Source organism: Erythrobacter sp. (assembly GCF_038133525.1).
Lineage (GTDB): Bacteria > Pseudomonadota > Alphaproteobacteria > Sphingomonadales > Sphingomonadaceae > Qipengyuania.
This window is the reverse complement of the sequence record NZ_JAYPTL010000040.1, coordinates 1-21,841: the sequence shown is the minus strand read 5'-3', so window position 1 is coordinate 21,841 and position 21,841 is coordinate 1. Positions and strand designations below refer to the sequence as shown.

Annotated in this window: 16 protein-coding genes and 1 pseudogene; 5 read left to right on the top strand and 12 right to left on the bottom strand. The window is 60.2% G+C overall.

The window, feature by feature from the left end:
- Positions 1 to 2: 2 nt before the first annotated feature.
- On the bottom strand, positions 3 to 3,554 hold the full coding sequence (locus AAFM29_RS11435) for an error-prone DNA polymerase (RefSeq protein WP_341712927.1): 3,552 nt from the start codon (positions 3,552 to 3,554) through the stop codon (positions 3 to 5).
- A gap of 210 nt (positions 3,555 to 3,764) precedes the next feature.
- Here AAFM29_RS11435 and AAFM29_RS11430 point away from each other — a divergent pair, with 210 nt between their 5' ends.
- Positions 3,765 to 4,175 carry a PilZ domain-containing protein gene (locus tag AAFM29_RS11430; RefSeq protein ID WP_341712926.1) on the top strand — a complete coding sequence of 137 codons (411 nt, stop codon included), beginning with the start codon at positions 3,765 to 3,767 and terminating at the stop codon, positions 4,173 to 4,175.
- Here AAFM29_RS11430 and AAFM29_RS11425 read toward each other — a convergent pair.
- From AAFM29_RS11425 to AAFM29_RS11415, 3 genes are all read right to left on the bottom strand, one after another.
- Positions 4,164 to 5,732 (bottom strand): DUF6504 family protein, encoded by a 1,569-nt coding sequence (locus tag AAFM29_RS11425; RefSeq protein ID WP_341712925.1) that lies wholly within the window; start codon positions 5,730 to 5,732, stop codon positions 4,164 to 4,166. The two genes, AAFM29_RS11430 and AAFM29_RS11425, sit on opposite strands and share 12 nt — an antisense overlap.
- Positions 5,729 to 6,421 carry a hypothetical protein gene (locus tag AAFM29_RS11420; RefSeq protein ID WP_341712935.1) on the bottom strand — a complete coding sequence of 231 codons (693 nt, stop codon included), beginning with the start codon at positions 6,419 to 6,421 and terminating at the stop codon, positions 5,729 to 5,731. The genes AAFM29_RS11425 and AAFM29_RS11420 overlap by 4 nt, the downstream gene beginning before the upstream one ends.
- Before the next feature lie 207 nt (positions 6,422 to 6,628).
- On the bottom strand, positions 6,629 to 8,209 hold the full coding sequence (locus AAFM29_RS11415; RefSeq protein ID WP_341712924.1) for an amino acid permease: 1,581 nt from the start codon (positions 8,207 to 8,209) through the stop codon (positions 6,629 to 6,631).
- A 138-nt stretch (positions 8,210 to 8,347) separates the two neighbouring features.
- Between AAFM29_RS11415 and panB the strand changes: the two genes are divergently transcribed.
- Together panB and AAFM29_RS11405 are read left to right on the top strand one after the other, a co-directional pair.
- Positions 8,348 to 9,220 (top strand): 3-methyl-2-oxobutanoate hydroxymethyltransferase, encoded by an 873-nt coding sequence (gene panB / locus AAFM29_RS11410; protein ID WP_341712923.1) that lies wholly within the window; start codon positions 8,348 to 8,350, stop codon positions 9,218 to 9,220.
- A gap of 7 nt (positions 9,221 to 9,227) precedes the next feature.
- On the top strand, positions 9,228 to 10,295 hold the full coding sequence (locus AAFM29_RS11405) for a DUF475 domain-containing protein (protein WP_341712922.1): 1,068 nt from the start codon (positions 9,228 to 9,230) through the stop codon (positions 10,293 to 10,295).
- Here AAFM29_RS11405 and AAFM29_RS11400 read toward each other — a convergent pair.
- From AAFM29_RS11400 to AAFM29_RS11370, 8 genes and pseudogenes are all read right to left on the bottom strand, one after another.
- The gene (locus tag AAFM29_RS11400) at positions 10,228 to 11,229 is read right to left on the bottom strand and encodes a bile acid:sodium symporter family protein (RefSeq protein ID WP_341712921.1); all 1,002 of its coding nucleotides are present in this window, start codon (positions 11,227 to 11,229) and stop codon (positions 10,228 to 10,230) included. The genes AAFM29_RS11405 and AAFM29_RS11400 overlap by 68 nt on opposite strands.
- 39 nt (positions 11,230 to 11,268) lie before the next feature.
- Complete coding sequence (locus tag AAFM29_RS11395; RefSeq protein ID WP_341712920.1) at positions 11,269 to 12,633, bottom strand: tetratricopeptide repeat protein; 1,365 nt, start codon at positions 12,631 to 12,633, stop codon at positions 11,269 to 11,271.
- Between the two features lie 147 nt (positions 12,634 to 12,780).
- A pseudogene (locus AAFM29_RS18100) lies at positions 12,781 to 13,023 on the bottom strand (hypothetical protein); the annotation flags it as partial.
- Positions 13,007 to 14,374, bottom strand: a complete 1,368-nt coding sequence (gene prsR, locus AAFM29_RS11390) for a PEP-CTERM-box response regulator transcription factor (protein ID WP_341712919.1) — start codon at positions 14,372 to 14,374, stop codon at positions 13,007 to 13,009. The pseudogene AAFM29_RS18100 and the gene prsR, both read right to left, overlap by 17 nt.
- The gene (gene prsK / locus AAFM29_RS11385; protein ID WP_341712918.1) at positions 14,374 to 16,482 is read right to left on the bottom strand and encodes an XrtA/PEP-CTERM system histidine kinase PrsK; all 2,109 of its coding nucleotides are present in this window, start codon (positions 16,480 to 16,482) and stop codon (positions 14,374 to 14,376) included. Before prsK ends, prsR begins: the two co-directional genes overlap by 1 nt.
- Entirely contained in the window at positions 16,482 to 17,867 is a 1,386-nt protein-coding gene (locus AAFM29_RS11380) for a TIGR03013 family XrtA/PEP-CTERM system glycosyltransferase (RefSeq protein ID WP_341712917.1), read from the bottom strand. Before AAFM29_RS11380 ends, prsK begins: the two co-directional genes overlap by 1 nt.
- Before the next feature lie 134 nt (positions 17,868 to 18,001).
- The gene (locus AAFM29_RS11375; protein ID WP_341712916.1) at positions 18,002 to 18,289 is read right to left on the bottom strand and encodes a hypothetical protein; all 288 of its coding nucleotides are present in this window, start codon (positions 18,287 to 18,289) and stop codon (positions 18,002 to 18,004) included.
- A gap of 80 nt (positions 18,290 to 18,369) precedes the next feature.
- Positions 18,370 to 19,752, bottom strand: coding sequence for a short-chain fatty acyl-CoA regulator family protein (locus AAFM29_RS11370; protein ID WP_341712915.1), 1,383 nt, complete (start codon positions 19,750 to 19,752; stop codon positions 18,370 to 18,372).
- A 149-nt stretch (positions 19,753 to 19,901) separates the two neighbouring features.
- Between AAFM29_RS11370 and AAFM29_RS11365 the strand changes: the two genes are divergently transcribed.
- Positions 19,902 to 21,500 (top strand): isocitrate lyase, encoded by a 1,599-nt coding sequence (locus AAFM29_RS11365; protein ID WP_341712914.1) that lies wholly within the window; start codon positions 19,902 to 19,904, stop codon positions 21,498 to 21,500.
- A gap of 20 nt (positions 21,501 to 21,520) precedes the next feature.
- A complete protein-coding gene (locus AAFM29_RS11360) occupies positions 21,521 to 21,700 on the top strand; it encodes a hypothetical protein (protein WP_219956247.1) in 180 nt (59 codons plus the stop codon).
- Positions 21,701 to 21,841 lie beyond the last annotated feature (141 nt).

Below are 21,841 nucleotides of genomic sequence, written 5' to 3'. Positions count from 1 at the left end.
CTCTAGTGGAAGTCCCGACTGGGGGGAATGATTCGCACATCGCGTGGGTGCCCGCCACGCCAACCACAATCACGGTTGCCGGGCGGTGGTTCCTGCCACGGCTCGATCGGTTGGTAGGGATCATCGGCCCCCGCTTTGAGATTGTCGCGCGGATTGGACTTGTCGGGCAGTGGTGAATTCACATGATCGGCCCGGGCAACCGGCGCGTTGAGCATGTTATCAGACAGGCCGTAGAGCGCATCCGTCGCATCATGCATGTGATGTGCGATAACGTGTATCACTTCATCATCATACTCTACGCGCCCCCTGACCTCTATCAGTCGACTGCCCATCACAACGCGGCGCTGCTTCTCCATGAGATCCGGCCAGACGACGAGATTGACCACTCCGGTTTCGTCTTCCAGCGTGATGAAGCACACGCCCTTGGCCGAACCGGGACGCTGCCGGATCAGCACCACGCCCGCGACATGGACCATGCTGCGGAACTTGCGCTTGCGCAGGTCGCAGGCGCGCACGAAACCACGTTCGGCCAGGCTCGCACGTAAGAAAGCCATGGGGTGCGCCTTCAGGCTCAACCGCGTGGTCTGATAATCGGCTACCACCTCTTCGCTTAGCGGCATTGCCGGCAGCTGCGTTCGTGACGTCTCGGCGCCCTCCTCGCGCGCCGCGGCGGCGGCAAACAATGGCAGCTCCATCCCGCCAATCAGGCTGCGCGCATCCCACAGCGCCTGACGTCGCGACAGCTTGAGCGAACCGAAGCAATCGGCACTGGCAAGCCGTTCGACATGCGCCGGGCCGATGCGGGCACGATCCCTCAGCGCCGTGACGTCGTGGTATGGCCCGTTGGATTCCCGCTCGGCAATCAGCCGTGCCGCTACGGCTTCCGGCAGGCCATCGACCTGTCGCAGGCCAAGACGCAGTGCAACCTGCCTGTCAGACCAATCGCTATCGGCCCCACCCTGGCGCTCGCCCGCGACCTTCTCAAGCGAACAATCCCACTGCGACAGGTTGACGTCAGCCGGAAGCACCGTGACGCCATGTTCGCGCGCGTCGCGCACGATCTGGGCCGGGGCATAGAACCCCATCGGCTGCGAGTTCAGCAGGGCACAGGCGAAGGCCGCAGGGAAGTGGCACTTGAGCCAGCTCGAAACGTAGACGAGATGGGCGAAGCTCGCCGCGTGACTCTCCGGGAAACCATATTCCCCGAAACCCTTGATCTGGTTGAAACAGCGCTGTGAGAAATCCGGATCGTAACCGCGCGCGACCATCCGGCCGACCATCAATTCCTCCAGTTCGCTGACCATGCCGCGGCTGCGGAAGGTCGCCATTGCCTTGCGCAGCCGGTTCGCTTCCAGCGACGAAAAACACGCCGCATCGAGCGCAATCTTCATCGCCTGTTCCTGGAAGATCGGTACGCCCAGAGTCCGCTCGAGGATACTCGAAAGCTCATCAGGCGGGCCGTGTTCGGGGCCCGGCGCGGGGATCACCACCTGCTCGGCACCGCGTCGCCGTTTCAAATAGGGGTGGACCATATCGCCCTGGATCGGACCCGGGCGCACGATCGCCACCTGGATCACGAGGTCATAGAACTCGCGCGGGCGCAGGCGCGGCAGCATGTTCATCTGCGCGCGGCTTTCAACCTGGAACACGCCGAGCGAGTCCCCCTTGCGCAGCATGGCGTAGGTTTCAGGATCCTCGCGCGGAACGGTGGCAAGGGTCAGCGTGCGGCCATGGTGCTCGTCGAGCAGGTCGAGGCACTTGCGGATACAGGTGAGCATGCCAAGCGCGAGCACATCGACCTTGAGGATACCCAGGGCCTCGATATCGTCCTTGTCCCACTCAATGAAGCTACGCTCGGGCATGGCGCCATTACCAATCGGCACGGTTTCGGTCAGCGCGCTTTCGGTAAGAATGAAACCACCAACGTGTTGCGACAAATGACGCGGTATTCCAACCATTTGCTTGGTCAATTTGAGAACCCGTCGGAGGTGTGGATCGGCCAGGTCCATACCCGTTTCAGCAGCATGCTTCTCGCTGATCTCGCGCCCCCATCCGCCCCATACGGTCTTGGCAAGCGCGGCAGTGACATCTTCTGTAAGCCCCATCGCCTTGCCCACCTCGCGGATCGCCATGCGCGGGCGATAGTGGATCACCGTGGCGCAGAGCCCGGCGCGATGGCGGCCATATCTGCTATAGATATACTGGATCACCTCCTCGCGCCGCTCGTGCTCGAAATCGACATCGATATCGGGCGGCTCCTTGCGCTCTTCGGAGATGAAACGGTCGAACAGTAGCGCGTGCTTGGCCGGATCGACGCTGGTAATGCCGAGACAATAACACACTGCCGAGTTGGCCGCGCTGCCGCGCCCCTGGCACAGGATCGGCGGGTCGACCCCGCGCGCATAATCGACGATATCCTTGATGGTGAGAAAGTAGCGCGCCAGTTCAAGCTTACCGATCAAGGCAAGCTCACGCTGCAAGGTCTGCCCGACGCTATCAGGCACGCCGGCCGGATATCGCCATTGGGCCCCCTTCCAGGTCTCGCTTTCGAGGAAAGCCTGCGGAGACATACCGTCCGGGTAAAGCTCTTCCGGATATTCGTAACGCAATTCGTCGAGCGAGAAGGTGCAGGCATCGGCCACCGCGCGCGCAGCGGCGATCGCATGCGGCCAGCGCTCGAACAGCTTGACCATGGTTGCAGGCGGCTTGAGATAGCGCTCGGCATTGCCGTGGAGCAGGTAGCCGGCCGCAGCGACGGTGGTCTTGTGCCGGATCGCGGTCATCACATCCTGCAGCGGGCGCTTGTCGGGTGTCGCATAATGCACGTCATTGGTGGCGAGGATGGCAAGGCCATTCGCCTTCGCCAGCGCATCTAGCGTCTCGATCCGCGCAATATCGTCACCGCTATAGAGATAGCTCGCAGCGAGATGCCGCAGCATGGGGAGCTGGCGAGTGAGGTGTGGGAGTATTTCCGCCAGAGTTCCATCGACAGACACCTTTCCCTCGTCGCTCGCACGCTCATGCGACGGGCGAAAAGGAACGACGTTGCTCGCAACCTCGATGGTAAAGCTCGCACCAAGATCACGTGGTGGGAGCAGGATCAGCTGCACACTTTCGGCATGCTCTGCGAGCATGGTGAGTGAGATGTCGCATGCCCCCTTGGCCTGCCATTCCCCATCGAGTGTTGCCATCCGTCCGGCAGCGATCAGCTGACATATTCGCCCATAGGCCGCCCGATCGGTGGGGTATGCGAGGAAACCCAACCCTTCGACCGTTTCTATCCTACAGCCAATAAGTGGCTTCAATTTAAGCGTTTTTGCCTCGACATGAACCCGCACGACCCCCGCCATGGTATTGGCATCGGCAATCCCGACCGCATCGTATCCCAGCTCACGTGCGCGCGTGGCAAGATCGACCGAATCGGAGGCCCCGCGTAGGAAGCTGAAACAGGAAACCACCCCCAGTTCGACGTATGGCGCGCGTGGTAACGGATCGATCGAATCCGGGTCGAGGTCGATCGTTCGCCTTGGGGCCTGGAGATCGTTCTCGGGCATGGGTCAACACACCGCCCATATAGACCATGTCCCCGTTGCAGCCGCCCTGCGCTTGGCAAAGATCAACCAGAATCGCACTTGTTCTTTATATGTTCTAAATTACATTTCCGCCAGCATCATTGAAAAGTGCATGCCTTTCAGTCTGTTTACCGAAATTCGAAAGGCAGAATTTACCCTCCGGCGGGATGCTGCCGCAAAAGGAAGACCTGCATGGCATCGCTCCCTATCGAGAACAGTTTCCAGACAGACAGGCGTAGCGTCCGCAGGTGGCTGGTCGATTGCCCTGCCAGTCTGCGCACGACAGCGGGAACCCATCATGGGCGGCTGACCGACCTGTCTGAAAAGGGCGCTCGTTTCGACGGCCCGGGCTTGCCACCCGAAGGTGCCGACGCAATGCTCGACTGGGGTCTGAACGAAGTCTTCTGCCGAATTGCCTGGCGCAAGGACGGCGCCTGCGGGGTCTATTTCGAGCAACCGATCCCCACCTACCTGGTGGAGGAAACAGCACATGGCGTCGAGGAGAGTTCGATGCCTGTGGCGCAATACGGGAACATCCCGCTAGGGCAGAAACGCGCCCGCTTGGGCCGTACTTCGGGGAGCGAGTGGCGCTCAGGCGTATAACCCCTGCAGGTACCAGTCGGGCGCTCCACCGCGACCGTCGCCGATAATCCCCTGACGATAGATCCAGTATCGTCGTCCGCGATCATCCTCGATCCGATAATAGTCACGCAGCCTGGTCGCACCGCGCTCACGCCACCACTCGGGCGCAATTCGCTCGGGCCCGGCAACCCGTGCAACCTCATGCACCGAACCACGCCAACGGAAGCGCTGCGGGCAACCATCGGGCGTGGCGTAGAGCACCGCGATAAGCTCTGGCCGATCGAGCAGCTTCAAGGGCCTTTCGTGGAAAACCAGTTCCTCTTGTGATGTCAGCTCCGGCTCCAGCGGCGGCTGCCAACGCTGCGCGCGTTCGGGCAAATGGCTGGCGAAAGGTACCGGGCGACGAACCGCATCTGGCCCAAGGCGGACGGTAAGTCGATCGATACAGGCTGCCAGGCTGGTACCGCAGCTTTCCGAAACGGTCTCGATATCGCCCTGCGCCAAGGCCAAGGGTTCGGCCCAACTGGCACGAAACCGCAGCATCTCGATCCCGAATCCTGCATCTACATCGTCGAGGCGCGCAGCGAACAGGCGGCAGATATGCGTCGGATCGCGGGTAGCTGCGGCCATTTCCAGCTGACGCACCACCACTTCGCCATCGACTCGCCACAGGCCCAGTTCAAGCCGGCGCGCGCCAAGCCCCCTGCCCTCCAACTCGCGCGCCATGTCCTCGGCAAGATCGCTCACCACCCGGTCGAGCAACTGACGATGGCGGATTGGTTCCATCAATCGGCGCTGGACCAGCGGCATATGCTGCGGAACCACTGGCAACAGCGGTTCGGGTACGCGGCCAAGCAACTGGTCGAGCCGGATCAACGGGTTCGCCGCCGGCGACTTGCGGTTGCGGAAGCGCCGCTGGATCGCATCACGACCGATGGTGGCGATATCCTCGATGCGCTTGAGACCGAGCCGGCGCAGCACGGTGACGACATCCGTATCAAGCCGCAGCGCCGCGACGGGCAGGTCAGCCAGCGCCCGCTCGACCTGTTCCTCGACGATCGCCTCCGGTGGACCGAAATGCGCCAGTGCCCAGGCTGCACCGGCGGTCGGCGCGATAGCGGCGCGCATAGCAAGTTGGCGCTCCACGAAAGCATCGCGGACATCGGCCAGGAGCTTTTCCTCCCCACCGAACAGGTGCGGCACCGCGGTCACATCGACCAGCAATCCGTCAGGTGGATCGAGCGCCGACCACGGCCCCCAACGCTGCGCCCACAGCGCGAGTTGTTCGAGGAAGGCAAGGTCGCCCGCGGGATCACTCGGTGCGGTGGCTATCTCGGGGCACACGGTCCGCGCGTCAGCCAACCGCATGCCGACCCGTGCACCCGCCGCCACGCCTGCACGGTTGACCGCCTCGATCCTGGGACCGTGCGCGGTATCGGCAATCAGCACCAGCGGCCCCGCATCGAGCGCCCTACCCGCTGCCCCCATCACCATACGCCAACGATCGAGTGCTAGTGCCGGGAGCCAGATGGCCAGGATGCGACGGTGCAACCGCCCTTCACCCTGCAACGCACTCATCCGCCTCGCAGCAGCCGCCTGCGCTGCAGCCCCGCGGTCCAGTTCATACCCGCAGCATCATTGTCTGCCTTTCGCGAGCGCAGCGCCTGCAGCTTGCCATCCATCTCGTGCAACAGCCATTCGCCGGGTGCATGGTTCCGCGCGCGAAACAACTCTGCCCGCCACTGCGGCGTACCCGGTGCCTGCGCATTCCAGCGCGGGGGGGCAGATGGGGCGGAAGCCACCTCCCACCGCATCCGTGCCGAAGACAGGTCGCGTTCGGCATCGAGGCGGACAAGAAACAGTGGCACGCCGTGCTTCTCGATCGCCAGTGTGAGGCGCCGCGAAGCGGTAAAGTCGAGCGCGCGAGGATTAGCTGCAATTTCACCAATGACGAAAGCAAGGTCGCGGCAGCGCAACCCTTCCTCTAGTGCGAAAAGCGCATCTTCCGTTCTATTGGCCAGTACGTGGATCAATCGGCCGCGTAGATCCTTGGGTAATCCCGCGCGATAAGGTTGCCCGGCAAGTCTGGCCGCCTCGCGTGTCTGCACCCACAGTACGCCACGGCGATCCGTAACCTCCTGTCCTTCTCCGCGCGGGGTGTGCCGCCAATCATCGATTGCCAGTGCCAATGCGGCAGCTGCGCCGCCTGCTTCGCACGAAGCGGCGAACAGCTCGCTATGCAGTGCCACCTCTCCCTTTCGCGCCATTCCCGGGCGCCAACGCGCGTTGCGCTGCGCGGAGAGTGCTGCAGCATCCGTCAGGCGGATGAAAGGGGCCAAGGAAGGGTCGTTGCGAAACATAGGAAGTAAACTCTATGTTCACTTTATGTTCCATATTCGAGTGATTCGCAATTCCCTCCGCCAACGAAAAAGGCCGCCCCTCGACAGGAGCGGCCTCAATCGATCAGAGTCCGATCAGTTGCCGTCGGAAGACGGGTGGATCGGCACCATGGTTTCTTCTCCGGCTACATCATCGACCACCTCGACGATACCGCGCCCAAGGTGGCTCTTGCCGCGCGAGTAAGCGAAGTAGACGACCAAACCAAGCACACCCCAACCGGGCAGGAACAGCATCGCAGCCAGCGGAAGGTTGAAGAACAACAGCACGCAGCCGATGATCGTCGCAGGAGCAATGATCCAGACCATCGGCACCTTGAAGTGGCGCTTACGCTGCGGGTCCTTCACCCGCAGCACCATCACCGCCACAGCTACCATGAGGAAGGCGTAAAGCGTGCCAGCGTTCGAAATGTCGGCAAGCTGGCCAACCGGGAAGAACGCCGCCGCAACAGCCACGGCAAGGCCGGTAATGATCGTCACGATGTGCGGGGTCTTGAAGCGCGGGTGAACCTGGCTGAGCCTCTCCGGCAGCAGGCCGTCACGGCTCATCACGAAGAAGATACGCGTCTGGCCGAAAATCAGTACCAGGATAACCGACGGCAAGGCGAGGAAGGCCGCAAGGCCGATCGCATTTCCGAAGCCGGTAAAGCCAAGTACCTTGAGGACATGCGCCAACGGCTCGTTCGAACAGACCAGCGCATCCGCATACTCGGGCATCGCGCACTGGCGAGCGAGTTCCGGCGAACCGGCCTCCAGCGGAATGCCCATGGCATCGAGGATCGGCTGCCCACCGATGGTCCCGATCGCGCCGGCAGCAACCAGGATGTAGAACACAGTGCAAAACAGCAACGAGCCGACCAAGCCGATCGGCACGTTTTTTTGTGGATCTTTGGTTTCTTCAGCCGCGGTCGAGACAGCGTCGAAGCCGACATAGGCAAAGAACATCGTCGCCGCCGCGCCAACCGCGCCGACACCCGTGCCCCAACCACCGAAAATACCGGCGGGGAGGAAGGGATTGAAACGGTTCGCATCAAAATCGGAGCTGGTCAGTGTGATTGCGACGAATGCCGTGAGCGCAGTGACCTTGATCGCCACCAGCACCGCGTTGACCTTGGCGCTTTCGCTGGTTCCGATCACCAGTAGGCCAGTGACAAGCAGCGCAATGAGCAGCGCAGGAAGGTTGATGAAACCACCATCCACGCCGCCCAGCGCGAGTGGGCCGGCACTCAACCAGGTAGGCAAATCAATTCCCAACCCTCCGAGCACGGTGCCACTGAAATACCCCGACCAGCCGACCGAAACAGCGCTCGCCGCGATCGCGTATTCCATGATCAGTGCCCAGCCCACGGTCCAGGCGAAGAACTCGCCGATGGTCGCATAGCTGTAGGTGTAGGCACTGCCTGCAACCGGGATCATCGCAGCGATTTCTGCATAGCAGAGCGCGGCAACGATACACACGAGGCCTGCAATCGCGAAAGCGATCATCAGGCCAGGTCCGGCCTTCTGCGCGCCCACTGCGGTCAAAACGAAGATGCCCGTTCCGATCACACAACCGATCCCCATAAGGGTCAGCTGGAACCATCCGAGCGAACGATGTAGCGATTTCTTTTCCGCTGTCGCCAGGATGGCGTCGAGCGGCTTGATCCTGTCAAGGAACATGTGGATTGAACTCCCCTTGGCGGCGCGAGCTCTCCTCGCGCATCCCGAATGACCGGGGAAGCTAGCGGAACCTCGAGTCATTACAAGGCGCAAACTGCGGGCTTTCCCCTCATAAACGTGGCGTCTAGAAGACAAGGCATGTCAACGACCTTCCAGCTCGAAACCACGACCTCTCGCGCCAATCCGACACCGCGTCCGATGAAGCGCCTGACCGTGCCGAAGATCCGCACGCGCAAAACCGACGGAGTAACTGGCGAGCCTTTGGTCATGCTGACCGCCTACACCGCACGTCAGGCCCAGTTGCTCGATCAGCACTGCGACATCCTCCTCGTTGGAGACTCACTGGGCCAGGTTATCTACGGTCTGCCATCGACCGTACCCGTGACGCTCGAAATGATGGCCGCGCATGGCGCCGCAGTGGTGCGCGGCAGTTATCACGCAGTGGTCGTGGTCGATATGCCGTTCGGATCCTACGAAGCATCGAAGGAACAGGCTTTCGAAAGCGCTTCCTATCTGGTCAAACAAACCGGTGCGGCTGCAGTGAAGCTCGAAGGCGGGGCGCCGATGGCTGAAACCGTCGCCTTCCTCAACCAGCGCGGGATTCCGGTAATGGGCCATGTGGGTTTGACCCCGCAAGCGGTGAATGTACTTGGTGGGTATGCGGCGCGCGGACGCACCGATGCAGAGGCAGAGACAATCGTCGGTGATGCCAAGGCACTCGACGATGCCGGGGCGTTCGCCATCGTAATCGAAGGCGTGGTAGAACCGATTGCGATCGAAGTGACCCGCTCGGTAGCCTGCCCAACGATCGGGATAGGCGCTTCATCCCAGTGTGATGGGCAGGTCCTGGTCACTGAAGACATGCTTGGCATGTTCGAGCGCGTTCCCAAATTCGTAAAGAAGTACGAAGATATCGCCGGCATCATTGGGAACACGGTGGCGAGCTATGCGGAAGAGGTGCGCAATCGCAGCTTCCCCAGCGCCGACCAGACTTACCAACCCAAGGATTGAATCGATCGTGGCTACGCTCGTCCGCTACTATGGCTTCGCCATCGCCTTTACCCTCGTCTGCCTGGCGCTGGCGGCGTGGTATGGATGGATGAGCACAGGGTCGATCGGTGGAACGGCCTCACTCTTGTGGATCGTACTGGTCCTTTCGGTTCTCGAAATCTCACTCAGTTTCGACAACGCAGTGGTCAACGCATCGGTCCTCAAGGAAATGGACGAAGTCTGGCAACAGCGCTTCCTGACCTGGGGCATCGCTTTTGCGGTTTTCGGGATGCGCGTTGTCTTTCCACTCGCAATCGTTGCAATTGCGGCGGGCCTTGGCCCGATAGAAACCATCAACCTCTCGCTCAACCAGCCTGATGAATACGAGCGCATGGTATCGAGTGCGCATGTTGGAATTGCCGGTTTCGGTGGTGCCTTCCTCGTCATGGTCGGGCTGAAGTTCTTTTTCGACCTGGAGAAGGATATTCACTGGATCCGCTGGATCGAAGAGCAGTTGAGCAAATTCGCCGCCCTTCCCGCGGCCGAGATTGCGATACTCCTCTTGGCACTCTGGGGCATTTCAGAACTGCTGGAACCAGCAGAGGCGCTAACTTTCCTGATCGCCGGAATTCTGGGTCTTGTGACCTTCATCGCCGTCGAAGGTATCAGCGCCATGCTTGAAATGAAGGAAGAGTCGCATCGGCTGCAGGGGTCGGTAATGCGAAGCGGCCTTGGTGGGTTTCTCTACCTCAACGTCCTTGATGCCAGCTTCAGTTTCGACGGTGTGATTGGGGCCTTTGCACTCTCGAACAACATGATTGTGATTGCACTCGGCCTCTCGATCGGGGCGATGTTCGTTCGCTCTATGACGATCCACCTGGTTCGCAAGGGTACCTTGGCGGCCTACCGCTTTCTTGAGCACGGAGCGTTTTGGGCAATCATCGTACTTGGTGTGATCATGTTGCTGACGGCCAAGTTCCACATTCCCGAAACGATCACCGGCCTGATTGGCGCGATCCTTATCGGGCTCAGCCTTGCGTGGTCGGTCCGGTATAATCGCCGGCATCCGGACGACGCGGGCGAGCTAGCCGGCTAGCAAGCGGAGCTGCCAAAACCAGCTGAAACAGGTGGTAGAGTAGCAGCGGCACGACAACGAATCCGGCAACAGTCGGGGGAAACAGGATGGTCGCCAGCGGCGCGCCAACTGCGGCGCTCTTCTGCGCACCGGCAAACAGAAAGGCGATTCGATCACTGCGCGGTAGTCCGAGCATTTGGCCGAACACCCATGCACCACAGTGTCCAATGGCAAGGAACACTGCGATCAACACCATGATGCCAATCCAACTGGCGGCATCCACCCGGGTCCAGATTCCCTGTTCGACGGCACCCGAGAAAGCGACATAGACCGCGGTCGCGATGATGAAGCGGTCAATCCAAACGATCCGGTGCTTATGCCGCGCGGTAATTTCGGCGGCTCGCACCTGAAAAGCTTGGCCAATGGCAAAAGGAAGGACCAGGATCGTAAAGATCTTGACCACCGCGTCACCGCCGATTGCGCCCTCACCGCTACCGCCCAGCGCAATGAAGATCGGAACGCTGGCAAAGACTCCGATGATGTTGAGCAGGGCGGCGCTAACCACCGATAGGGCCACCGTTCCATGCGCGAGAGACGTGTAGGACGTCGCCGACTGGACGGTAGACGGTAATGCCCCAAGGTAGAGAAAGCCGAGCGCGATCATCGGCGGAACCAGCGAGTTGCCGAGCATCGACAAGCACAGCCCGGCAAGTGCCATGGCTCCGAAAACCCACAACACGAGTGGCAGCAAAAACCGCCAGTTGGCGATGCCCGCGGCGATGTCGCGCCGGGCGATCCGCAAGCCGTTCAGCAGGAACAGCATGAAAATCGCCGCGTTGGCGATCCCTTGCGCCACAGCGCGCGTATCACCCGAAGCAGGCAGGGCCGCCGCCAGAACTATCGCGGCGCCCAGCATGCGCAACATGGGATCGGCAAGAACTGTCCTGGCGGCCATTCGCTGCCCGTGGCCTTTGCGACAATATTTGTCGAGCGCCTAACGCCTCATCAGCGAGCGCAGCTTGATCTCCAGTTCATGTCGAGTTGCCATATCTTCAGGCGGAAGCGCCGCGATCAATGTGGAAACCGCAATCGGATTGAGCGGTTGAAGCGCGTGGGCTTGCAAGGCGTAGTCCAGTGCGCCCTGTTTATCGCCGAGCTTCGACGAGGCGACGCTGCGAGCCGCCACAATCCAAGGTACGCGCGCCTGACCAAGCTTCATCGCGTGGTCCAGCAACTGTGCCGCTTCGGCCCATTTCCCTTCCCTGGCATAGATGTCGGCAAGTACGGCTGCCGCCTCTCCATTTGCGGGATTGTTGCGGACGAACTGCTCAACCAAGCTACGTACGGCAGTTTGATCCGGTTCACTTTGGGCAAGACGCAAGACGAGAGGCCAAGGTCGCCTGACAGTTACGGCGTAGCGATAGGCGTCTCGCGCAGCCGGTTTGTTTCCCGCAGCATATTGCGCATCCCCGAGTAAGCCGAAGGCGTCACTGGAACCTGGATAGCTGCGTGCGAATGCTTTTGCGCGCTCTAGCGCAGCAGTCGGTTGTCCATCTGCCAAAGCACTTCGAATACCGTCACGGGCTTCCAGACCAGCTGGAGCGCCGCCAACGACATTCACGTGCGGGGGCATTGAACCCGGCAACACGCGCAGGCCATCCACTGGCTTCGTAGCCATATCGAGAAAGCGAGCCGCGCTCACCCGGTCGTCCAAGGCCTCGAAACTGCGGGCCACCAGGGTGCGCAGGTAAGGTGTCCCCCTTTCCGACGTCGCATGCTCTGCGAATTGGTCGACCAGCTCTCGATCCCGACCGGAACAGGAAAGCGCATACGCATAGAGATCCGCAACCCGCCTATTATCTGGCTGTTTCGCGTATAGCCGATCGAGTGTCTGGGCCGCACTTGCGCAATTCCCAGCGCTGAGATCGATAATCGATGACAGCAATAGCGCGGCGGGAATGTCGCTCCGTTCAAGGTCCGACCGCTGAAGCAGACTCCGCGCCAACAGGTTATCGCCAGCCCGAGCTGCAAGAACCGCTTGAACGAAGAGTCCCTTTGGATCGGAAACTGCGCGACCATCCGCGCCACGCAACACCTTCAACGCATCCTTCGCTCGTCCTGAATCTCCGAGTGATGCCGCATATTCGACCCTGAGCGGGAAATTGTTGGGCTGGACCTCAACAGCGCGGGCAAACCACGCAACGCCCACCATCGGGCCCTGCGAGTCGCGTACCAGCTGGCCACGAAATAGCAGCGCGGCTGCACTCTGTGGGTTGACCTGAATGGCCCTTTCGGAAGCCTCCAACGCCTGAAATTGCTCACCACCAAGGTAACGCAACCGTCCGATATCGACCCACAAATCTGGATCGCTCGGTATAACGCCAAGTGCCCGATCAAAGGTTCGCCCAGCCTCAACCAGATCGCCTTGCGCGATCGCAAGTCGCCCAAGCATCCGGTAGCCAAGGCCTCTCGTATCTTGCGAAAAGGATTCATCACTTAACCAATCGCGCGCGCGCGCAAGGTTACCTTGCGCCAGCGCAGCCTCCCCAAGATAGGCGGCTAGGGTCGTTCGATCAGCGCCATCCGCGATCAGTCGATCGAGCAGAATTTCTGCCTCGTAAGCCTCACCAGCGGCAAGGTGCGCGCGCGCGCGTTCAAGCGGTGTCGGCCTTTGCTCTGCCGCCCCGCAGGACAACAGGGCAAGCGTCGCCGCAATCAAGAGCGCGAGGTGATCACGCCTGCAGATCATACTGCTTCAGGAGGTCATACAAGGTCGGGCGACTGATCCCCAGCAGTTTGGCCGTGTTCGAGATGTTCCCTTCGCTACGTGCCAATGCCTGGCGGTTCATGCGGCGATCGGCCTGCTCTCGAGCCGTCTTCAGGTTTAGCGCAAGGCCGGCACCATCATCACCTCGCTGATCAAGGTCCAGATCCTCGGCGTTGACCAGCTTAGTATCGGCCATGATGACAGCGCGCTTGATCCGGTTTTCCAGTTCACGAACATTCCCGGGCCAGTTCCAACCATCAATTGCGGCCAGTGCATCGGGGGTAAAACCCTTCACCTGCGGATTCATCTCAGCGGCAAAGCGCGTCAGGAAGTGCTTGGCCAACAGCACCGCATCACCCGGCCGTTCCGCGAGGGTAGGCACCTTCACGACGATTTCCGCCAGGCGATAGTACAGATCTTCGCGAAAGGTCCCCTCGGCAATCATCGCCTCGAGATCCTGATGAGTAGCGCAGACGATCCGGGTATTTACGGAGATCGGCTTGCGCCCACCGACGCGTTCGATGGTCCGTTCCTGAAGAAAACGCAGCAACTTGACCTGGAGTGGCAGGGGGATGTCTCCAACTTCATCGAGGAACAGTGTTCCGCCGTCTGCCAGTTCGATCTTACCTTCAGTTGTCTTGACCGCTCCAGTGAAAGCGCCCCGTTCGTGACCAAACAGTTCGCTTTCGAGTAGGTTCTCGGGAATTGCTGCACAATTGATAGCGATGAAAGCGCCCTTCCCGCGGTCGCTCGCTTCGTGCAAACCTCGCGCGAGCAGTTCCTTGCCCGTCCCACTGGCACCCAGGAGCATCACCGAAACGCCCGTCGGCGCTACGCGCTCGATCGTCCGCGCCACCTTCGCCATCTCAGGCGCTGCAGTTACCATGGAGCCAAGCACGGTCCGGTCCTCACCGACTTTTTCCGCGAGACGCCGGTTCTCGCGTTCAATCTGATGGAGACGCCAGGCTCGTTGCACGATCAGACCTAGCGTATCGATATCGACCGGCTTTTGATAAAAATCATAAGCTCCCTTGGCGATTGCATCGAGAGCGCTTTCTCGAGCACCGTGGCCCGAAGCGACGATCACTTTCGTGTCAGGTTTCATCGCCATGATCGCCTCGAGCACTGCAAACCCTTCGCTCGTCCCGTCCGGGTCGGGTGGAAGGCCTAGATCTAGCGTCACCACCGCAGGGGCCTCCGCCCGCAAGGCGGCAAGCGCGGCCTCACGCGTCCCTGCTATTACCACATCGAAGTCGTCATAGGCCCACTTCAACTGGGCCTGAAGGCCTTCGTCGTCTTCGACGATCAGCAGTTTGGGTTTATCGTTAGCCATCACACATTCTCATAATCTGGGGCGCCAGACATTGGACCTATCAGACGGTCGGTTGCCTGCAGCGGGATCGTTACGGTGAAGCGGGTCCCTACCCCTTCACGGGATTCGACATCCAGCCGACCACCCATACTGCGGATGATCTCGCGCGCTTCAAAGGCGCCGATACCGAAGCCGCCTTCTTTCGACGAGACAAAGGGTTTGAACAGGCCATTTCGCAGGAACTGCGGTGTCATGCCTCTACCGTTATCGATGATCTGCACCTTGCCGCTCACCCCATCGGAGTAAGCCTCGATCACAACGGGGCTGTCGCTGTCGCTCGCATCAATGGCATTTTGCACCAAGTGAACCAGTGCCTGCTCGAGCGCATCGGCGTCGCACAAGACTACTGCGCTTTCATTGCGGATAAGGTCGACCGGGTGTGTTCGTCCACAGCGGTCAGCGACTGCGTGTGCTGTCGCGGCGAGGTCGAGCCGTTGCCGTGTCGTACCATCGCGCGTTCCATAGCGGCCGAGCCGCGCTAGAAGCGTGTTCAGCTTTTCTGCACTGTTGCGCAACGTCACCAGCATATCCTTGCGGAATTCTGGCTTGTCTGCGTGCTTCTCCGCATTGCGGAGCAAGAGAGACATCTGACTGGAGAGGTTCTTGATGTCATGCATGACAAAAGCCATGCGACGATTGAACTCGTCGAAGCGACCGGCTTCCAGCAACGCCGCCTGCCCTGCCTGTTCCGCCAGGTAGCTGGCAAGCTGGCGACCGACGACGGAAAGCAGGTCAAAATCTTCCCAGTCGAGCTTCCTGGCTACCAGTGGTCGGGAAAGGACGGCAAGCCCGACTATGCGATCGAAATGCAGCAAGGGCACAACCGCCCATGCTCGGCCTTCATTACGGAGCCAATCGGGCACAAGATCGCGTTCACCATAGTGATCGATACCGCTTCGCACCTCGTCCAAGTCAACTATCAACTCGGCCTTTTCGAGTGCCGCGGCCAAGGAACCTGGCGCTGCCAAAGCCGGAACCTTCAGGCCATCCCAGCGCCAGTTTGCTGCGAGCTGAAATGCACCGTCCTCGTCCGGCATCAACAACAGACCTGCGGGACTATCGGTGATATCTGCCAAGGCCTTGATCGCTCGTTCAGGCAGGCTGGATTCATCGAAACTCGTCCGACCGACAGTGTGCGTAAAGCGGATCCACTCGTTTCGATAATCGTATCGATGCTTGAACAGGTGTTTGATCGCAGTGACGCGCAACCAGCCCCGCAGTTGGTCGGACGGCAGCCAGACCAATGCCAGAGCCCCTGCTGCAATGACCATCCCGACCTGTACCAGTCGAGCAAGGTCGGCGGAGAACATGTTGAGCCATCTGGCCAAACCAACCATCAGCAGGAGGTAAGCACCAATCACTAATAGTGAGAGTGATCGGAACGCCACGGCACGCGACGGCTTGAATTCGAGACCTGCAGCGGCGCGATTGAATCCGAGTGCGAAGGGAATTGCCACCATCCCGGCGGCCAACCCCCGCAATGCAGTCAACTCTGCGGAAGGATATCCCATGATGTAGGAAATGGTGTAGAAATTGAGATCGTAGGTCCAGAGTCCGGTAAGCGCGGCGGCGTTCCACCTTAGCAGCCTCCGAGAAGGTAAGGCCGCACCGACATAAAGATTGTGGACCAACACCAGCGCTCCGACCGCCACCATTATGCGAAAAAGCGTTGCTGTTTCGAAGACCAGCATCGAAACTTCGTCCGCCGTCTGGCTACGCAAATCGATTAGCAGCAGGAGGAAATGGAGTGCCTCGACAAAACACAGGGCAAGAACAGTAGGTCGGACCAAGCGCAGTGTCTCGTCGCGTCCGTCGTTGGCAAACAAGCGGAACAATACGAAAAGCCAGGCCAGGTTGCGGGCAATCTCGGTCAACTCAACGATGGGACGTCCGGGCTGGAAGCTGGCAGCAGCGAAGCACCAATTGGCGGTGAGTGCCAATGCAACGATGGCAGGCGAACGATCGGATCGACTTTCATCCCCGCGGCTTGCTATCCAGAAGGCGGCAATCGCGCTGATTATCGCGCCGACGGTGTAGGCTACATAGGAAAGGGTCATGCTCCAGCCCATCACCGCGCTCCCTCTGGCCAGAGGATAACCCGCGCGGTTTGCAACAGGATCAGTAGATCGAGAAATGGAGTGTAGTTCTTGGCGTAGTAGAGATCGTACTCAAGTTTGTGGCGCGCATCCTCGATACTGGCGCCATAGTGGTAATTGATCTGCGCCCAACCGGTAATGCCGGGCTTGACCACATGGCGTTCCGCATAAAAGGGCAACTCACGCTCGAGATCCGACACGAAGTGGGGGACTTCAGGGCGCGGGCCTACGAAGCTCATTTCACCCTTCAGCACGCTCCAAACCTGAGGGAGTTCATCAATCCGGACTTTGCGGATAATCCGACCGACGCGTGTTATGCGCGGATCGGCTTTCGCAGCCCATTTCATTCCATTGGCTTCGGCATCAGTCTGCATTGATCGAAGCTTGAGCAGGTCGAAATTCTGGCCGTACAGCCCCACGCGGGTTTGGCGGAAGAAGGCCGGTCCACTGCTCTCCAGTTTCACGGCGATGGCGAAGATGGCAATCAGGGGCAGACCCACCACTAAGATCAAGAGGCTGGCGATGATATCGAACGCACGCTTGCCGATGCTGGAAAGGCGCCGGCCGGCTGAAAATCCGTCTGAGAAAATCAACCAGCTGGGATTAAGCGTATCGAGATCGACCCGCCCTGTCTCCCGTTCCATGAAGCTGCTGAAGTCGTTGACGTGAACGCCTTTGGTCTTGACCTTGAGCAGATCCTTCAGAGGCAAGGAATTACGCCTCTCCTGCAACGCCAGCACGACTTCACCCGCGCCGATCCGTTCGACAAATTGCCCAAGGTCCTGAATCGTTTCTCGCGATACCGCTTCTTCGACCACTCTTTCCCCATCACCCATGTCGATGAAGGCTACGGTGGAGAAACCGCTCCCTGGTCGCGTCCCAAGCTGGCGCAGACGCTCTGCTCGTGCGCCAGCTCCCAGCACCAGTATCCGCCGACGAAATGCATCAATCCCAAGGGTCCGGCTAGCCAATATCCGATTACAGATCAGAGAGAAGACTGCGATAACCATCGCATAGAGCAGAACCGATCGCCAGAAGGCCGTTCCAGGCAAGACGAAATTAAGAAACGAGATTGCCAATACGCCGAGGCTGACCGCTACAAGGATCCTGGCGATTGCGAACCTGACCGATCGCAAAGCTTCGGGCCCGTAGGTGCCCACCGCAATCATGCCGAGCCAAATCACAAGAGCAAAGCCGGAGAGCGCCAAGAGGCGATCAGACAAGACCCCCACACTCGTCCCGATTTGCCCTACCCGCAGACGCCAGGCTAGCTCGCCCGACATCGCCAGCAAGAGCAAGTCCACGAGGCACAGTAGCACCACGTTGTATGAAATGTAGTGCTTGAACAGTCGGATCATCCGGTCCGGCTCACAAATTGCTGGTGTCGGATATCTTGACTATCACAAGGTAATGAACCGTCGGTAAACTTTACACCCGACATAGGAAAGGGCGACAGGCACCCGCCCGCCGCCCTTCCAGTCGAAGACGCACCTTATTGGTCGACCGCACCCTCGACTGCTTCTCCCGCTGTCTGCGCGGCATCACCAACCTGTTCTGCCGCGTTGCCAACCTGATTTGCTGCCTCGGTAACGGCGTTGTCTTTCGCAATCTCGGAATTGCTCATCTGGGTGAAGACGACAAAACCGAGCATCGCCAGGATCAGGAAAACCACAAGCATGCCCCAACTGGAACCGCTACTGCCTCCATCTGAAATGACAGTGTGGGTGGTATGTGTATCGCCCGTAGGCGAGCTCGTTTCGGTAATACGTTCTTCAGTCATGTCGATCGCTCCTCGCGATGGCTAATGGCCGAAGGAACGCATGCCCCTTGCAGCAGGTTCCGAGAAACGTGTCGGGCAGGTCAGCTCTTTGCCAGCTCGAATGGGGTGACACTCCGATGGATCGTATCGAAGTGGAGCTTACGCCCATGAGGCGGTAAGGATCGCTGGCTACACCGAACACGGTGACAACTCGCGCAGCCCGGCCCGATCGGTTGTGCATCATCCGAGCGAAGCGAAATTCCCCTCGCCTGTGCAAGTTCGCCTGCCAGTACCGCCTCCACACCGATAGCCACTACGAACTGCGTCTCGCCTGGCTCACCGCGACCTTCAACCGTACGCGCCATAGTCAGCCAACCTCCTTCGCGTTCTCCGGCGACATCGAGCGAAACAAATTGCACCTGCAGTTCGCCTGCGCGCTCAAAGGCTCGATGGACATGCCAAAGAGGGCAACTCACCTCGGAGTTGACGAAGCGAGCTGTGCTTGCGCCCACGAATGTCTTGGAGAACTGACCCGCTCGATCGACCCGGACCATAAAGAACGGCAGCCCGCGCTGCCCGACGCGCTGCAACGTGGTGAGCCTGTGGGCGAGCTGCTCAAAACTGACTCCGAAGCGGCGCAATAGCACGGGCAGGTCGTATCCGGTCCCTTCGCAGGCACGCAGGAAGCGACCGTAGGGCATGATCAGGGCCCCGGCGAAGTAGCCCATGAGGTGGCGCGTGAAGAAGCCCCGCGCCGCTTCATCCTCAAACCGGGCGCCCTTGGCGATAGCATCGATCTGGTCGCGCTGTTCGAGCTGCGCGACCAGAAGGGCCAGCTGGAAATTGCGCGAGGCAGCACTGAGCATTTCCGACAGCTGGACCTGCCGGGCATGGAGATCGAGCCGTCGCAAGCTATCGGGCATGACATCTTGCGGCAGGATGCGGACCGAAAGTTGGTGGCGTTCCCGCAGGCGGTCGACCAGCGCCAGACCTATGTCCCCGCGTGACAGGCGCATCTCATCGGCGAGCTCTTCTGCGGCGACATCAAGATCGGCAAAATGGTTGCGCCAGCGCTCGATTTCACGGCGTGAAGCAGCGAACGGATCATCCGCCAAGAGGCTGGCGGGCGCAGCATTATCATAGAGTCGTGCGAAGGCGGCGGCGGCCTGCGGCGCAGCGCTGAGCAACTCCTGCATTTCCTCCCTGTCGATACCGAGGTCGGCAAAACGCTCGTCGGCGAATCTGCGCGCCAAGCCATCCAAACCACCGATTGCCTCGTCCTCGCGTAAGGTACGCGGGTCGAAGTCAAACTGTTCGACAAGGCGCATTATGACGCGCGCGCTGATCGGACGCTGGTTGCGTTCGATCAGATTGAGGTAGCTGGGCGATATCTCGAGGCGAGCGGCGATGGCCGCCTGAGTCAGCCCCTCACGCTTACGCAGGCGACGGATCGCGGGTCCAGCAAAGAAAGCGTCTTCCGCCATATGTAACTTTCTTGACTACTTTACAGGTTAATTAGCCGAGAAAGGCTAGTTTAGACAAGAAAGTTTGTAAATTTCCCTATCCTTCGAGGCCAGACGATAGCACTTGGATGGCGAGGCGATCACGCCTGAACTTACCAAGGAGCAAACCCGTGACCTACTCGGCCCGGATCAAGGAACTGAACGAGACCATCACCGCAAACGGTGCACCATGGGGTGCCATCGATGCCGAGAGCGCTGCTCGCATGGTTGTACAGAACCGCTTCCGCACGGGGCTCGACATCGCCAAGTATACGGCGAAGATCATGCGCGAGGACATGGCGGCGTATGACGCCGACCCCGCGAACTACACGCAGTCGCTCGGCACCTGGCACGGTTTCATCGCCCAGCAGAAGCTGATCAGCATCAAGAAGCATTTCGGCAGCACCAAGCGCCGTTACCTCTACCTGTCGGGCTGGATGATTGCTGCGCTGCGCAGCGAATTTGGGCCGCTGCCCGACCAGTCAATGCATGAAAAGACCTCGGTTCCCGCTCTGATCGAGGAGCTCTATACATTCCTGCGCCAGGCCGACGCACGCGAACTAGGTATGATGTTCCGCGAACTCGACGCAGCCAAGGCGGCCGGCGACGTGGTCAACACGCATCGCCTGCTGCGCCAGATCGACGAGCATGAAACGCACGTCGTTCCGATCATCGCCGATATCGACGCCGGTTTCGGCAATGCAGAGGCGACTTACCTCCTCGCCAAGAAGATGATCGAGGCCGGCGCCTGCGCTCTGCAGATCGAGAACCAGGTTTCGGACGAAAAGCAGTGCGGTCACCAGGACGGCAAGGTCACCGTTCCGCACGAGGACTTCCTCCAGAAGATCCGCGCGATCCGCTATGCTTTCCTCGAGCTCGGCGTTGACGACGGCATCATCGTTGCGCGGACCGACTCACTGGGCGCGGGCCTGACCAAGCAGATCGCCTTCTCGACCGAACCGGGCGATCTTGGCGATCAGTACAACAGCTTCCTCGACTGCGACGAGGTCGATCCGGCAAGCATCACCAATGGCCAGGTCTTCATCAGCCGCGACGGCAAGCTGCTTGCGCCCAAGCGCCTGCCCAGCAACCTCTACCAGTTCCGTGCAGGAACCGGCGAGGACCGCTGCGTGCTCGACTGCATCACCTCGCTCCAGAACGGCGCGGACTTGCTGTGGATCGAGACCGAGAAGCCGCACATTGAACAGATCGCCGGCATGGTCGATCGTATCCGCGAGGTCATTCCGAACGCAAAGCTGGTCTACAACAACTCACCTAGCTTCAACTGGACGCTTAACTTCCGCCAGCAAGTCTATGATGCATGGGCTGAAGAAGGCAAGGATGTCTCGGCATTCGACCGCGCCAAACTGATGAGCGTCGACTACGACAGCACCGAACTCGCTGCCGAGGCTGACGAGAAGATCCGCACCTTCCAGCGCGATGCTGCAAAGCGCGCAGGCATCTTCCATCACCTCATTACCCTGCCGACCTACCACACGGCGGCACTGAGCACCGACAATCTCGCCAAGGAATACTTCGGCGAACAGGCGATGCTCGGCTACGTCAAGAACGTCCAGCGTCAGGAAATTCGCCAGGGTATCGCCTGCGTGAAGCACCAGAACATGGCCGGGTCGGACATCGGTGACGACCACAAGGACTACTTCGCCGGCGAAGCGGCTCTCAAGGCTGGTGGTGCGGACAACACCATGAACCAGTTCGCCGCAGCGTAAGGGTAGAGAGGATGACGACTATGACAGACGACACTCCGAAGACTGAGCCAGGACGCGCACGCGCGCTGTTCTCGACTGCCGACTTCCGCCTGCTCCGGACTGCGCTGACCGCTTATGCGCGCCAGACCGAGGACCGCGAGGAACTGGCCAAGATCAACGCGCTGCACCATCGCCTCGGCACCTACGTGCCTTCGGAATAGCACAGCATCAAAGAGTTCTCCTGGGGAGGAGAATACGGCCGTCGGAGCGCCCCCAACGCTCCGGCGGCCACTTTATTGTGCGGCGTCAGCCTGCCGGCATCAGCTCCATCGCCGCGCTCGCCAGCGCCTCGGCACCGGTGG